The organism is Renibacterium salmoninarum ATCC 33209 (assembly GCF_000018885.1).
GTDB classification, from domain to species: Bacteria; Actinomycetota; Actinomycetes; order Actinomycetales; family Micrococcaceae; genus Renibacterium; species Renibacterium salmoninarum.
Genome location: NC_010168.1, coordinates 1,799,559 through 1,813,995, shown reverse-complemented (window position 1 = coordinate 1,813,995; position 14,437 = coordinate 1,799,559). Strand labels below are relative to the sequence as shown.

Annotated in this window: 14 protein-coding genes; 12 read left to right on the top strand and 2 right to left on the bottom strand. The window is 55.9% G+C overall.

What is annotated here, in order from left to right:
* Positions 1-36: 36 nt before the first annotated feature.
* Positions 37-309: a hypothetical protein gene (locus RSAL33209_RS09075; RefSeq protein ID WP_041684630.1), complete on the top strand. Its 273-nt coding sequence runs from the start codon at positions 37-39 to the stop codon at positions 307-309.
* A 29-nt stretch (positions 310-338) separates the two neighbouring features.
* Here the strand turns inward: RSAL33209_RS09075 and RSAL33209_RS09070 are convergent, their stop codons facing one another.
* Complete coding sequence (locus tag RSAL33209_RS09070) at positions 339-1,265, bottom strand: aldo/keto reductase (RefSeq protein WP_012245449.1); 927 nt, start codon at positions 1,263-1,265, stop codon at positions 339-341.
* 38 nt (positions 1,266-1,303) lie between these two features.
* On the opposite strand from RSAL33209_RS09070, the gene RSAL33209_RS09065 reads away from it, so the two are divergent.
* Positions 1,304-2,146: an undecaprenyl-diphosphate phosphatase gene (locus RSAL33209_RS09065; RefSeq protein WP_012245448.1), complete on the top strand. Its 843-nt coding sequence runs from the start codon at positions 1,304-1,306 to the stop codon at positions 2,144-2,146.
* 30 nt (positions 2,147-2,176) lie between these two features.
* Positions 2,177-3,448, top strand: coding sequence for a cysteine--1-D-myo-inosityl 2-amino-2-deoxy-alpha-D-glucopyranoside ligase (gene mshC / locus RSAL33209_RS09060; protein ID WP_012245447.1), 1,272 nt, complete (start codon positions 2,177-2,179; stop codon positions 3,446-3,448).
* Positions 3,449-3,473: 25 nt separating this feature from the next.
* Here mshC and RSAL33209_RS09055 read toward each other — a convergent pair whose 3' ends face one another.
* Entirely contained in the window at positions 3,474-4,358 is an 885-nt protein-coding gene (locus tag RSAL33209_RS09055) for a PAC2 family protein (protein WP_012245446.1), read from the bottom strand.
* A gap of 127 nt (positions 4,359-4,485) precedes the next feature.
* Between RSAL33209_RS09055 and RSAL33209_RS09050 the strand changes: the two genes are divergently transcribed.
* The 9 genes from RSAL33209_RS09050 (at position 4,486) to pafA (ending at position 14,425) form a co-directional block, all read left to right on the top strand.
* A complete protein-coding gene (locus RSAL33209_RS09050; protein WP_012245445.1) occupies positions 4,486-5,247 on the top strand; it encodes an HAD family hydrolase in 762 nt (253 codons plus the stop codon).
* The gene (locus RSAL33209_RS09045; RefSeq protein WP_041684629.1) at positions 5,244-6,416 is read left to right on the top strand and encodes a site-2 protease family protein; all 1,173 of its coding nucleotides are present in this window, start codon (positions 5,244-5,246) and stop codon (positions 6,414-6,416) included. Before RSAL33209_RS09050 ends, RSAL33209_RS09045 begins: the two co-directional genes overlap by 4 nt.
* Before the next feature lie 47 nt (positions 6,417-6,463).
* Positions 6,464-7,558 (top strand): tRNA (adenine-N1)-methyltransferase, encoded by a 1,095-nt coding sequence (locus RSAL33209_RS09040; protein ID WP_012245443.1) that lies wholly within the window; start codon positions 6,464-6,466, stop codon positions 7,556-7,558.
* A 102-nt stretch (positions 7,559-7,660) separates the two neighbouring features.
* Positions 7,661-9,445, top strand: coding sequence for a proteasome ATPase (gene arc / locus RSAL33209_RS09035; RefSeq protein ID WP_012245442.1), 1,785 nt, complete (start codon positions 7,661-7,663; stop codon positions 9,443-9,445).
* Between the two features lie 31 nt (positions 9,446-9,476).
* The gene (gene dop, locus RSAL33209_RS09030) at positions 9,477-11,120 is read left to right on the top strand and encodes a depupylase/deamidase Dop (protein WP_012245441.1); all 1,644 of its coding nucleotides are present in this window, start codon (positions 9,477-9,479) and stop codon (positions 11,118-11,120) included.
* A gap of 105 nt (positions 11,121-11,225) precedes the next feature.
* Positions 11,226-11,426: a ubiquitin-like protein Pup gene (locus tag RSAL33209_RS09025; protein WP_012245440.1), complete on the top strand. Its 201-nt coding sequence runs from the start codon at positions 11,226-11,228 to the stop codon at positions 11,424-11,426.
* A gap of 6 nt (positions 11,427-11,432) precedes the next feature.
* Positions 11,433-12,272 carry a proteasome subunit beta gene (gene prcB / locus RSAL33209_RS09020; protein WP_012245439.1) on the top strand — a complete coding sequence of 280 codons (840 nt, stop codon included), beginning with the start codon at positions 11,433-11,435 and terminating at the stop codon, positions 12,270-12,272.
* Entirely contained in the window at positions 12,269-12,997 is a 729-nt protein-coding gene (gene prcA, locus RSAL33209_RS09015; protein WP_012245438.1) for a proteasome subunit alpha, read from the top strand. Before prcB ends, prcA begins: the two co-directional genes overlap by 4 nt.
* 42 nt (positions 12,998-13,039) lie before the next feature.
* A complete protein-coding gene (gene pafA, locus RSAL33209_RS09010) occupies positions 13,040-14,425 on the top strand; it encodes a Pup--protein ligase (protein ID WP_012245437.1) in 1,386 nt (461 codons plus the stop codon).
* Positions 14,426-14,437 lie beyond the last annotated feature (12 nt).

Here is a 14,437-nt window from a genome sequence, read left to right as displayed (position 1 = left end):
CCCCATTTTCATCCCATTAGGGCTAACGTCGTATTTATGAGCATAGATCCGCGTGTCGCGTTGCAGTCCCTGACCTCCGCGCTTGAGGAGCATTTGGCTGCCTCAGTGGCGCGTCGCGGTGACGATGATCCTGCTGTAGAAGCAGCGTATCTCGCCATTGCGGATGCGTTCGAAGTATATGAAGAAGTACTTTACGACTCTTATGGTGAAGTGACTCCACTGGTCATCTACGAGGACGACTCAGACGACGACGATAGCGATGATGATCGCAATTTGGATCAAGAAGAACTCGAACCGCTCGACAAATAAAGCTGATGACTGCTTGAATCTGAGGCCGACTAAGCAGAGACCTCGTCAAGAACATTCACGATTTGCTCCGGCAATGGCAGCAACGAGGCACTGAGTATCGATTTCAATTGGGCTGGCGTACGCGGGCCCACCACGGCGGTTGCCAGCATAGGTCGGTCGAGAAGCCAGCTCAGCGCCACATCAAGTGGATCCCGGTCTAAGCCTTTGGCCGCGGTAACCAAGGCCTCGGTGATTCGGCTGGAACGACCAGATAAATAGGCTTCAATTTCCACCGCCCGTGCACTAGCTCCGCGCGAGTCCGAGGGTATTTGGCCCCGATATTTTCCAGTCAGTACGCCGCGGCCCAGCGGCCCCCCGGACATGAGGCCGACGCCAGCGTCTTCTGCCGCTGGCATGGTCTCAGCTTCGACCTTTCGGTTGAGCAGCGAATATTCTGCCTGGTGCGCCACGAGGCTCTGCTGAACTCCTAATGCTGCCTTAGCTAACTGCCAGCCCGCATAGTTTGAAACTCCTGCATAGCGAACGCGTCCAGAGCTCACCGCGTGATCCAAAGCGCTCAGCGTTTCTGCGAGCGGCACATTGGGATCCCAAGTATGCGCTAGCCAAACATCGAGGTGATCGGTGCCCAATCTAGCCAAGGTGGCATCAAGAGCTGCAAGCAAGCCGCGGCGGGAGCAATCGACCATCCGCTTTCCGTCTCTGCGTTCAATCCCGGCCTTAGAGATCAACACGACGTCGGCGCGCGGCACTAAGTCACCCAGGAGCTCGCCAATAATCGCTTCGCTACGACCTTCCCCGTAGCTGGCCGCCGTATCCAGCACAGTGCCACCGGCGTCGAAATAGTCCTTGGCCAATTCTCGGCACTGATCTTCGTCGGTAGTGGTTCCCCACGTCATGGTGCCCAGGCTCAAGGTAGAAACACGCAGGCCGCTATGGCCAAGGAATCGCTGTTGCATGAAAGAAGTTTACGGGTGAATGACATAAGGTCAGGTACGTGGAATGGATACAAGCAGCAATTTTGGGAATCGTCCAAGGTCTAACGGAGTTCCTTCCGATCTCCTCAAGCGCCCATATTTTCATCGTCGGGAAACTGATGGGCCTAGGCGATCCTGGCGCCGCCTTCACCGCGGTGAGCCAATTGGGTACCGAAGCCGCGGTCATCGTCTTTTTTTGGCGAGACATCGTGCGGATTATCAAGCACTGGGGCCTGTCAATTGCCGGCAAGATTCCGCGCAATGATCCGGATGCTCGGATGGGTTGGCTTGTCGTTGCCGGCTCGATTCCGATTATTGTGGTTGGCCTGTTCTTCCAAAATGCGATCGAGGTTACCTTCCGCAACCTCTGGATTGTCGCGACGACGTTGATTGTTTTTGGCGTTATTTTGGCCGTGGCCGATGCGGTAGGGAAGCACGAACGCAAGCTCGAAGAACTCACCGTCAAACACGGCATTCTTTATGGTTTAGCTCAATGCCTGGCCCTGATCCCGGGTGTGTCCCGATCAGGCGGCACGATTACCGCCGGTCTGCTCATGGGCTATACCCGTGAAGCTGCGGCCAGATACTCTTTCCTGCTTGCGATCCCTGCCGTACTCGGCAGTGGGTTCTATGAACTGTTCAAGATTGTTGCTAAACACGAAAACGCCGGTGACACTTTCAACCTGGGCCAAACTGCCTTAGCCACCGTAATCGCCTTCGTCGTCGGATATTTGATTATTGGTTGGTTCTTGAAGTTCATTTCGCACAACAGCTACCGAGGCTTCGTTTGGTATCGAATTGCGCTGGGCTTAGTTGTCTTCGTTCTGCTGGGCTTTGGAGTGATCCCGGCGACGTTGTCCTGACCCACCTGAGAACCGAATAGAGTTGGCTACGTGAAATCTTGGTCCACCCGGCCGCTTCCTCAGCTGCCCGGAAATATTGAAGCTCCCCAGTTGTTTGATTCCGCCAGTAAGACCTTACGAGCCTTGCCGGTTGCCGCAGATGCGAGTCTCTATGTTTGCGGAATTACCCCCTACGACGCCACCCATATGGGGCACGCGGCAACCTATCTGGCTTTCGACCTGCTGGGCAGGGTGTGGCGGGATTCTGGCGCGAGTGTCAATTACGTACAAAACGTCACTGATATTGACGATCCGCTGCTGGAAAGAGCAGATCGCGACGGCGTGGACTGGCGAGAGCTGGCCGAAAGCCAAATCGAGTTGTTCCGCGCAGATATGACCGCGCTCAATGTGATCGCCCCTCAGCAGTACATTGGCGCTATTGAAGCGATTCAATGGATTGTGCCGGCCGTAGAAGAGCTCATTGCCGAGGGATTCGCCTACCGGATGGACAGCGGCGACGTCTACTTCGATACTGTCGCTGCCTCGGTTAAAACGCCCGATTCAAGCAATGCAGGTGAACTTGGCGCGTGGTGGCTCGGTCAGATCAGCGGACTTTCGCCTGAGGAGATGCTGCCAGTCTTTGCTGAGCGCGGCGGTGACCCAGAGCGAGACGGCAAACGCAATCCTTTGGACCCTTTGCTGTGGCGAGTTGAACGTGCGGGTGAACCGGCGTGGCCGGGCGCTTCACTGGGCGACGGACGGCCGGGCTGGCACATTGAGTGCACAGTGATCGCCAGAAAGTTCCTACCGGCCCCTTTCAGCGTTCAGGGCGGCGGTTCTGACTTACTATTCCCACATCATGAAATGGGTGACGGTCATGCCTGGGCGCTGGACCACACGCCGTTGGCGAAACATTACGCGCATGCCGGAATGGTCGGTCTCGACGGCGAAAAAATGAGCAAGTCGCGAGGGAACCTAGTATTGGTATCCGCCTTGCGAGCCGAAGGCGTCGATCCCATGGCAGTCAGGTTGTCGATTTTGGCCAATCACTACCGGAGCGACTGGTCCTGGACAGCCGAATTGTTGGAGCGCTCAAAGCTACGTTTGGCTCAATGGCGCGCAGCGATGGAACATACTTCGGTAGGCAGCGCTGCGCAGCTAGTTTCAGAGATTCGGACGGCGCTTGCGGCTGATCTTGATGCGCCAACCGCATTGAACGCCGTCGACAATTGGGTTGGGCAAAAAGCCACCACTGAGCACAGTGCCTTGGATGCGGCGCTGGCTTCGGATGCAATTGAAGCCCTACTCGGAGTTGTGCTCTGAAATTGCTAGCTTAAGTTATTGCGGGCTAGGGCTTTTCTTTGCCACGACGACGTAAGTAGCGCTCAAACTCGCGCGCAATCGACTCACCCGTGGCTTCTGGCAATTCCGCGGTGTCCTTAGCTTCTTCAAGCTGGCGAACATACACGGCGATTTCCGGATCTTCCACGGCTAATTCGTTAACGCCGCGTTCCCAAGCATCGGCCTCTTCGACCACTTCAGCGGTTTCAAGCGGAGTCTGAAGCAATTCTTCTAGCTGATGCAGTAAAGCCAACTGCGCCTTCGGCGAGGGGGACTGGGCCACATAGTGCGGAACCGCTGCCCAGAGCGACAGCACTGGCAAGCCGACGCCCGCGGCGGCTTCGGCCAGCACGCCAACAATCCCAATTGGTCCTTCGTACTGGGGGGCTTCTAAATTGAGACGCTCGCGGAACCGGTCGTCGTCGCTTGACGAAGTGACGGGAATTGGCCGGCTGTGTGGCACATCAGCGAGCAGTGCTCCGACCAAAATCAAGCAGTCTACATTGAGGTCTTCGGCATGCTCCAGTAGTTCGTCAGTGTAGGCGCACCATTTATAGGATGGCTCAATTCCGTACACAAAGACGACGTCGACGGCGCTTCCCGGCAGCGAGACTTTGCTGAGTTTAGTTGTTGGCCATTTGACCTTGCGAGCGCCCGAAGCGGTTCGCTTGATCACCGGTCGAGTGAATTGAAAATCGTAATACTCATCTGCTTCGATACGGCCAACTTTTACCGCACCCCAGAGTTTATTGAGATACTTCAGGGCATCGCTGGCTGCGTCCCCGGCATCATTCCAGCCTTCAAAGGCCGCAACCATCACGGTGATTCGCTGGCCTTCTACTGCGCTGGGCAGCAATTTGCCCTCACTGGCGGCATCGTCAAATCTGTTCACCGTTCCAGCCTACGTCGCCGAAAGACGACAAAGCTGCTCTGCACAGCTTCGACACAGTCCGCTTCGCCGAGAGCTTAGCCAGGAGCACCTGAACACGAGTTGTCGCGCGTGCCGGTAAAATGTAGCCATGCAATCTTCACTGAGCGATTCCACCCGGCCCGGCCCCGGCTCAATCCCGGCCTCGTCTGGCACCGCAGCTGGAGACGCACAGTCAGCCCCTTGGCTCAAAGCGGTCTTATGGGACATGGACGGAACTCTGGTCGACACGGAGCCGTGCTGGATCGCTTCTGAGCACCTTATGGTCGAAGAATTTTACGGGCACTGGTCAGAAGAGCAGGCGCATACCCTGGTTGGTCAATCGTTGTGGTTCTCAGCTGGCGTCTTGCAAGATGCCGGCGTAAAAATGGAAAAACGCGCAATTATTGACGAGCTCACGCGTCGAGTGATTGAAAGAATCCGGGTGGAGCTGCCGTGGCGACCTGGAGCCCGCGAATTGTTGGCGGAGCTGCGCCAGTCCGGAATCCGATGCGCACTAGTTACTATGAGCGAGGGCCCGCTGGCCAAAGAAATTCTTGACGCGCTACCGGCGGAAAGCTTCGAATTCATGGTTACCGGCGACCAAGTGGAAAACGGCAAACCGCATCCGGAGCCGTATCTGCGCGCGGTGCGGCAACTACAGGAAACTGACCCCACGCTTGAAGTTGCCAACTGTATTGCGCTAGAGGACTCGTTGCCTGGTGTTACTTCGGCCCTGGCCGCCGGCCTGCTAACTATTGGCATCCCGCATACCGTGCCGTTGCCGGAAGACTCGAAGCGGGTCACGTGGCACACTTTAGCGGGACGGAACACCGAGGATCTTTTGGCCCTGAACGCGACGGCACGAGCGTGAGCGCTGCTGAACCGCAGCCTGAGGTCAAGGCACGTCGAGAAGGCATTCCACTGGGCAGGATTGGTGGAGTTCCCATCATTCTTGCTTACTCCTGGTTCATCATTGCCGGTTTTACCATGCTGGTGTTTGGTCCGCAGCTGAGTGAGAACTATCCCACACTGGGCGTGGGCGCGTACCTGGTGGCTTTTGTCTACGCTTTGTTGCTACTTTTTTCGGTTTTGGTGCACGAATTAGCGCATGCCCTTGCGGCTCGCGCCTATCACTGGCCGACGCAAAAGATCGTGCTCAATCTTTGGGGCGGGCACACACAGTTTGAGAACTTTACGGCGACTCCTTGGCGCTCGCTCGTCGTCGCATTTAGCGGACCGTTAGCAAACTTTGTGCTAGCCGCGGTTGGCTATTTGGTGTACTTGAGCCTGCCCGACGGCGTAGGCACGCCGGATCGAGTTCTCAATTTGCTCCTGAATATCTTTGTTTGGGCGAACTTGCTGATTGGCGCGTTCAACGTCTTACCGGGGCTCCCGCTCGACGGCGGACGGCTAGTTGAGTCGATCGTCTGGCGGATTACTGGCAGCCAGGAAAAGGGCACCGTCGCCGCGGGCTGGGCAGGACGAGTGGTGGTAGTGCTGCTGGTGTTTACCGTGTTGGGGGTGCCGCTACTGGTGCGCCAACCGTTAAACATCCAGACCGCGTTATTCAGTCTTTTCATTGCCGCCTTCTTGTGGGTGGGTGCAAGCCAAGCCATTACGACAGCTCGAATGCGTCTGAGGCTGCCAGAAATCAGCGCTGGAAAGCTCAGCGGCCCAGCAATTGGACTTTCTGAAGACGTCAGTGTTGCAGAGGTCATCGCAACGATGTCCAATAACCCGACGGCTTCGGTCATTCTCTGCCACCGGGACGGCAAGCCAGCTTATTTGGTGGACCCGCTAGTACTCTCTACGGTGCCAATAACGGTCGCGGCCTCAACGCCGGCGACCGCAGCAGCACACGCCTTGCCCGAAGGCGGCTACGTTGGCGAATCTGCTTCTGGGCAAGAACTGGTGCAATACTTGGCGCAGCTTTCCGGAAGTGAATACGCGGTGGTCGATTCAGCTGGCCGAGTGACTGGCTTGCTCCGACAGCGCGTAGTGGTAGCAGCGATTACTGGCAAAGCCTTGCCCGACGCCTGAGCGTCAAGACTTAGATTTACTCCCAGCAACAGGATGGACCACGGCACGTGAGCAATCAGAACCTTCCGGAGCAAAGCGAAACCCAGCAGGATGGCCCGCACGGCGCACAGGCGCGCCGAGGCCCATTCCGTGCCGGTGAACGAGTCCAGTTAACGGACGAACGCGGTCGGATGAATACCATTACCTTGACCGAAGGCGCCGCTTTTCACACGCATAAAGGTTTCCTTAACCATGAAGAGCTGATCGGCAAATCCGAAGGTTCGATCGTGGCCAACACCACTGGCCAGATCTATCAAGCATTGCGTCCGTTGCTCAGTGATTTTGTGCTGTCGATGCCGCGCGGCGCGGCCGTTGTCTACCCCAAAGATGCTGGCCAGATCGTGACTATGGCGGATATTTTCCCTGGAGCCCGAGTGGTCGAGGCCGGGGTAGGGTCCGGTGCGCTGTCGATTTCGCTGCTGCGTGCAGTGGGGGACAAGGGCTACCTGCACTCCTTTGAGCGTCGTGAAGAGTTTGCCGCGATCGCCCGTGGCAACGTCGAGACAATTTTTGCTGGCCTGCACCCGGCCTGGCAGATTTCTTTGGGTGATTTCCAAGACGAGGTTGTCAAAGCGGAGGCACCCGGCAGCGTAGACCGAGTGGTCTTAGATATGCTCGCGCCGTGGGAATGCCTCGACGCGGTGGCAACGGTTTTGGCCCCGGGCGGCGTTTGGATCAGCTATGTCGCTACCGTTACGCAACTTTCTCGCACCGCAGAGGCAATTCGGGCTGACGGACGTTTCACCGAGCCAGATGCCTGGGAATCTATGGTTCGTGGCTGGCATTTGGAGGGTCTGGCAGTGCGGCCCAATCACCGGATGGTGGCGCACACCGGATTCCTTTTGGTCACTCGAAAGCTTGCCGACGGCGTAACCTCGCTAGCGCTCAAACGGCGCCCTTCAAAGACCGAATTCAGCGACGAGGACCTAGAAGCCTGGACGCCAGGTTCAGTTGGTGAACGATCGGTGTCGGATAAGAAGCTCCGTCGCGCCGCTCGTGATGCCTCGGCAACGACGCAGACTAGAGGCCATGTTGCACCGGCACATCATGGCGATGACAGTACCGATTCCGAGGACGGCGATAGCCAAGACACGGTCCGCTAATCTGTCCAGGAAACGGACTAGGGCACAAAAAGCATTGCCATTGTGTTCTAGATTGTTAGTGGATGGCCGTTTTTCGAGGCCGCCGCGAAGGAGCTGATCACAATGACTGAAACCTCTGCAAATAAGCCAGAGAATACCCAGGCTCATGAGGGACGTGATTATTCGGTTCTTGAGCGTCAATTCAATGTGCTCCGTGATAAGCTCCGCAACGTGGATCGGCAGCTTGCCGCTGCTACGCAGAACAACACCAAGATGACCACAACCCTGCAATCGGCTAAGGCAGAAATTCTGCGGCTCAAATCGGCTTTGGAAAAGGACGGCCAAGCGCCCTATAGCTTTGCCACCTTGGTGCAGATTAACCCCCGCCGAACCCCGGGCCAGGCAGTTTCAACGCTTTCTGCTGCCGACCAGGCGAGTTCGGCGACCGGGTTAGCCGTCACGGAGGAATCCGTTGATATTGCTTACCAAGGTCGAAAAATGCGTGTTGGACTCAGTCCTTTGGTCAACATCGCCTCGCTTAGTCCAGGTCAAGAGGTACTGCTGAACGAATCATTGACAGTTATTGCGGGGCTGGGTTTCGAAAGAACCGGCGAAATCGTTTCGGTTAAGGAATTGATTGGTACTGACCGGGCCTTGGTCACCGGCCGGGCGGATGAAGAGCGAGTGGTCAAGCTTTCCGGGGCCCTGATGAGCCAGAAAATACGAGTAGGTGACGCGCTTTCCGCCGATTCCCGTTCTGGCTATGCCTTAGAGAAGGTTCCGCGCTCTGAGGTCGAAAACCTGATCCTTGAAGAAGTTCCGGATATCTCGTATCACGATATCGGTGGTCTCGGCCCGCAGATCGAGCAGATTCGCGACGCCGTCGAACTTCCGTTCTTGCACCCTGATCTCTATCGCGAACACGGGCTTAAAGCGCCAAAAGGCATTTTGCTCTACGGCCCGCCCGGCTGTGGCAAGACGTTGATCGCCAAAGCCGTGGCAAATTCACTCGCTGCCAGAGCGGCCGAACGCAATGGGCTCAAAGAGACAAAGAGCTTTTTCTTGAATATCAAAGGCCCGGAGCTCCTAGACAAGTACGTGGGTGAGACCGAGCGAAAGATTCGACTGATTTTTGCTCGGGCCCGGGAAAAAGCCTCGGATGGCAGCGCAGTGGTGGTCTTTTTTGATGAGATGGATTCGCTGTTCAGAACCAGAGGCACCGGAGTTTCCTCCGATGTTGAAACGACGATTGTGCCGCAATTGCTCAGCGAGATCGACGGCGTTGAACGCCTAGATAACGTCATCGTGATCGGTGCATCGAACCGCGAAGACATGATTGATCCGGCAATCTTGCGCCCGGGCCGACTCGATGTGAAAGTCAAAATTCAGCGGCCTGATGCTGAAGCTGCGGCAGACATTTTCGCAAAATATGTCACCGTGGACTTGCCCCTCCATCAGGACGATTTGCTCGCGCACGGCAATAGTGCGCAGGCAACGGTAGACGCGATGATTCAACGCACCGTTGAAGCCATGTACTCGACAGATAAATCTAATGAGTATCTTGAAGTGACCTACGCTAATGGCGATTCGGAGATGCTCTATTTCAAAGACTTCAACTCAGGTGCGGTAATTCAAAACGTGGTAGATCGGGCGAAGAAGTACGCGATCAAGGACTTGCTGACGACCGGAGACAAAGGCATTCGCGTCGATCACATGCTTCGCGCCGTAGCGGACGAATTCCGCGAGCACGAAGATATGCCAAACACCACAAATCCTGATGATTGGGCACGTATCTCCGATAAAAAGGGTGAACGGATTACTTACATTCGGACCATCATCCAAGGTAAAGCCGGTCAAGAACCGGGTAAGACTCTGGAAACTTCGCTCAATACCGGTCAATATTTGTGAGTTTTGAACCAGGACCGCAAAGGTTACCGAGATGACGGCTGTGCGAGTAATGGGCGCGGAGACCGAGTATGGCATCCATACGCCAGGAGCGCCGGGACACAATGCGACCTGGCTTTCGAGCCAGGTTGTGCACGGCTATTCGCTTTTAGCCGCGCAGCATGCCACCGATGGCGCGGAAACCAGGTGGGACTACAGCGATGAAGATCCGTTAGCGGATGCTAGAGGGTGGACAGTGCCACGCGGGCAAGCACACCCATCGCAACTCACTGATGAACCGGGACGACTCCAGCAGCCAGATATCTTGACGGCGGCTAGAATTGCGCTTTCAGATTGGGGCAGTGCAACTGGCGCACTGGATACCGCTGACCCGGTGGATGCGCCGGCCATGGTGATGAATATGGTGCTGGGCAACGGGGCCAGATTCTATGTTGACCACGCACATCCGGAGTACTCCTCGCCGGAAGTGACCAATCCGGAAGACGCGCTAATTTGGGACTTTGCTGGTGAAGCCGTTGCTCGCCAGGTCTTGGCGAGCCTCAGCGCGCGTCGCGCGGCTGGATTGACCGCGGCAGATCGGGAACTTCCGGAAATCCAGCTGTACAAAAACAACACTGATTCGAAATCCGCTTCTTACGGCAGTCATGAAAACTACTTGATGCCCCGGCAGGTGCCTTTTCAACAGATTGTCAGCGGACTGACGCCCTTTTTTGTCACTCGGCAATTGATCTGCGGCGCTGGCCGAGTGGGTATTGGCCAAGATGGTTCCCGGCCAGGTTTCCAGCTCAGTCAGCGATCAGATTTTTTTGAAGCCGAAGTTGGTTTGGAAACCACTATCCGTCGACCGATTATTAATACTCGGGACGAGCCGCACGCGGTAGCGGATAAGTACCGTCGATTGCACGTGATTATTGGTGATGCGAACTTGTCTCAGGTCTCGCACTATCTAAAATTCGGCACTACGGCGCTGGTACTGGACCTCATTGAGCGCGGATTGGCTCCGCGCCTGGAGATTTGGGAACCGGTTGAAGCGCTGCAATCGGTCAGCCACGACGTCGGCCTGCAAAAAACTTATCGGCTTATTGACGGACGACGAGTCAGCGCCCTTGAGGTCCAGTGGATGTACTTTGAGGCCGCCTCGCAAGCTGCGGGAACGGATCCGGATCGGTACACTCGAACGGTTTTGGACCGCTGGGAAGCTACGCTCTCTGGTTTAGGTGTGGGCTATGAAGCGGTGAGCGGACATTTAGAATGGGCGGCCAAGCTCGCACTGCTCAACCAATATCGAGACCGGGATGGCTTGGCCTGGGACGACCCAAGATTGGCGTTGATTGACTTACAGTGGGCCGATATTCGACTCGATAAAGGACTCGCAAATCGACTTCAAGCCAGAGGACGTCTGGAAACCCTAGTTGCGACTTCGCGGATTGAGTCGGCAGTTTCGCAGCCGCCCGAAGACACCAGGGCTTACTTCCGCGGTGAGTGCATCCGCCGATTTGGCGCGAATGTTGTGGGTGCGTCCTGGGATTCGGTGATCTTCGAATTGCCTCAGCAGCGCCGACTGCAGAAGATTCCGACCAGAGAGCCTTTGCGCGGGACCAAGGCACTTACGGGGGAGCTCTTTGATGCCAACTTGGCAGTGGAAGACTTTGTGCAAGCTCTTTTGGGCGCAAATTAAAGTCAAGATTTCTTGTCGGTGACTTTTGGCCAGACAATGGCCGCTAGCCGTGGCAGGATGAAGAGAGCACAAACCGTTGCGCAATAGTCCGATCAGGAGCGTGAAATGGCAGGCCAAGAGCAGCAGAGCAGCAGCCCCCGCGAAGAAGAGCATGAGGTAGCGGACGCCCCGGTACCGGTGCCAAGCTCGCCACAAGCCAGCGCGCATACTGACGGCGTAGACGATCTGCTTGACGAGATCGACGGCGTATTGGAGTCGAACGCAGAAGAGTTTGTGCGGGGCTTTGTGCAAAAGGGCGGACAGTAGACCGGCATGGCTTCGCAAGCGATGTCCTGGCGTGGTGAAGGTGAACGGGTAGTCCGTGATCTTGCGGCTGCCTCGACCTCTTCCTTTGTTGAGCATCTTTCACAATCTCGGCCGGATCTTTTGCCGTTCGGCCAGGCGCTTCCTGCTGGCGTATTGCCTCAAACGCCACATGCCACCACCATTGTCGCGATGACGTTTGCTGGCGGCGTGCTCATGGCGGGGGACCGCCGGGCAACTATGGGCACGATGATCGCTAGCCGGCATATTGAAAAAGTTTTTCCCGCGGATGGATATTCGGTGCTGGGCATAGCAGGTACTGCTGGCTTGGCGATCGATATTACCAAGCTGTTCCAAGTTGAGCTTGAGCATTACGAAAAGATTGAAGGCACGCCGCTGTCGTTGGAAGGCAAAGCCAACCGACTAGGCGCAATGGTGCGCGGAAACCTGCCAATGGCCTTGCAAGGCTTAGCGGTGGTGCCGCTTTTTGCCGGCTTTGACCCCGCTCTTTCGCAAGGTCGCCTGTTTTCCTACGATGTCACTGGTGGGCGATACGAAGAACTAGAACACCATAGCGTTGGCTCTGGATCGGTGTTTGCGCGGGGCGCTATGAAAAAGCTGTGGAAGCCAGGGCTGAGCGAATCAGATGCGGTTCAGGTGGCAGTGGAGTCCCTTTTTGATGCAGCTGACGACGATTCAGCTACCGGTGGACCGGATGTGATCCGAAAACTTTGGCCCATCATCTACACAGTCACTCGCGGTGGCAGTCGAAAAATCCCACAGCATGAACTGGGCACCGTGGTGGAACAAGTTTTGGTGCGTCGCGCCGAGTTAGGGCGGGAATCATGACTCAACAGTTCTATGTATCCCCTGAACAGGTGATGAAGGACCGTGCCGATTTTGCCCGAAAAGGCATTGCTCGGGGCCGCTCTGTGGTAGTGGTTTCAAGCCTTGAGGGCATTGCTTTGGTAGCGGAAAACCCTTCACCGTCGCTGCATAAGATTGGCGAAATTTACGACAAGATCGCGTTTGCTGCGGTCGGTAAATACAACGAGTTCGAATCATTACGCCAAGCTGGCGTTCGCTATGCAGATGTTCGGGGCTACTCCTATGATCGCGACGATGTGACCGCTCGCGGGTTAGCCAGCGTCTATGCGCAGAGCCTCGGCGCAGTATTCACGGCAGAGCAGAAACCCTTTGAGGTGGAATTGGCTGTTGCTGAAGTCGGGGAAAACCAGGATCAAGATCACCTCTACCGACTCACTTTTGATGGATCTATCGCTGATGAGACCGGTTTCATTGCCATGGGTGGCCAAGTTGATTCCGTCCACCAAGTAGTTGCGGCTGGCTGGGCGTCGGGCAGCAGCCTGGCCGACGTGGTCGGCTTGGCTGTTGGCGCTTTGGGCGCCGGTCGTGAGCCAGTAGTGGAACTCGACGCCGCTAATTTGGAAATTGCGGTATTGGACCGAGATTCAGAGACCAGCCGGGGCGTGGCGAGGGCTTTTCGACGGCTAAATGCCAACGAGGTCAACGATTTACTGAGCCCGCGAGGTTCAGGGTCGCCTGCAGAATAACGCAGCAGTTCGAAACAAAGGCTAGCGAACAAGAGGAGCGGGATGGATCGCAGGATCTTTGGCATCGAAACCGAGTTTGGCATCACCTTTTCAAGCAAGGATTCTCGGCCGCTTTCGCCGGAAGAAGTTGCTCGGTATCTTTTTCGGCGCGTAGTGAGTTGGGGACGCAGCTCAAATGTGTTTTTGGCAAACGGATCCCGGCTCTACCTCGATGTAGGCTCGCACCCCGAATATGCCACGGCGGAGTGCGATGAGATTGGGCAACTCATTGCGCACGACCGCGCAGGTGAGCTAATTCTTAACGAGTTGGTGGCTGAAGCCGAGAAGCGTCTGAACTTGGAAGGGTTTGCCGGCAGCGTCTACCTCTTCAAAAATAACACCGACTCTGCGGGCAATTCATACGGTAGTCATGAGAACTATCTCATCGGTCGACGCGGTGAATTTGCTCGATTGGCTGAGATCCTCATTCCGTTCCTGGTTACTCGCCAACTTATTGCGGGCGCTGGAAAAGTTCATCAAAATGCGGGTCAGGCCAACTATTCGTTCTCCCAGCGAGCTGAACATATTTGGGAAGGTATCTCTTCGGCGACGACGCGATCACGACCGATTATTAATACTCGGGATGAGCCGCATGCCGACGCAGAATTGTATCGGCGGTTGCACGTCATTGTGGGCGATTCGAATATGTCAGAGACGACGACGATGCTCAAAGTCGGCACGATAGATCTCATTCTCCGAATGGTCGAAGACGGCGTCATCATGCGCGATTTGCGAATGGAAAATCCGATCCGCTCGATCCGAGAAATTTCGCAAGACCTTACCGGAATGGCACCGGTGAAACTCGCAAATGGACGAGTGACAAATGCGCTGGAAATTCAGCGCGAATATTTCGAAAAGGTCAGCGAATATTTACTCACTGCTGGTGCTCATCATGCCCTCGTGCCAAGAATCATGGATCTTTGGCAGCGGACGCTCAACGCGATTGAACAACAGGATTTCAGTAGCATTGAGACCGAAATCGATTGGGCAATCAAGAAGAAGTTACTTGACGCATATCAAGCGAAAAATTCTTTGACGCTAAATTCGCCGAGGTTAGCTCAAATTGACTTGGCGTATCACGACATCGCTACCGATCGTGGGCTTTATTACCTATTACAAAAGCGCGGTGCCGTGGCCAGAGTCAACGAGGATGGTCAAGCTATGGCTGCCATTGAGGCGCCGCCAGCGACGACCAGGGCCGCTTTACGGGGCAAGTTTGTGAAAGCGGCGCAGTCGGCCGGCCGAGATTACACCGTGGATTGGGTCCATCTGAAGCTCAATGATCAGGCCCACCAAACGGTGCTCTGCAAGGACCCCTTCCGCAATACGGACGAGCGAGTGGATGCTTTGATTGCTTCATTGGGAACTGAAAGTGACTTTTCAGACTGAACGGATAGACTG

Coding starts and splice junctions, on each gene's coding strand:
- RSAL33209_RS09075 (WP_041684630.1), top strand. CDS start 37: ATGAGCATAGATCCGCGTGTCGCGTTGCAGTCCCTGACCTCCGCGCTT.
- arc (WP_012245442.1), top strand. CDS start 7,661: ATGACTGAAACCTCTGCAAATAAGCCAGAGAATACCCAGGCTCATGAG.
- pafA (WP_012245437.1), top strand. CDS start 13,040: ATGGATCGCAGGATCTTTGGCATCGAAACCGAGTTTGGCATCACCTTT.
- prcA (WP_012245438.1), top strand. CDS start 12,269: ATGACTCAACAGTTCTATGTATCCCCTGAACAGGTGATGAAGGACCGT.
- dop (WP_012245441.1), top strand. CDS start 9,477: ATGACGGCTGTGCGAGTAATGGGCGCGGAGACCGAGTATGGCATCCAT.
- prcB (WP_012245439.1), top strand. CDS start 11,433: ATGGCTTCGCAAGCGATGTCCTGGCGTGGTGAAGGTGAACGGGTAGTC.
- RSAL33209_RS09070 (WP_012245449.1), bottom strand. CDS start 1,265: ATGCAACAGCGATTCCTTGGCCATAGCGGCCTGCGTGTTTCTACCTTG.
- RSAL33209_RS09050 (WP_012245445.1), top strand. CDS start 4,486: ATGCAATCTTCACTGAGCGATTCCACCCGGCCCGGCCCCGGCTCAATC.
- RSAL33209_RS09025 (WP_012245440.1), top strand. CDS start 11,226: ATGGCAGGCCAAGAGCAGCAGAGCAGCAGCCCCCGCGAAGAAGAGCAT.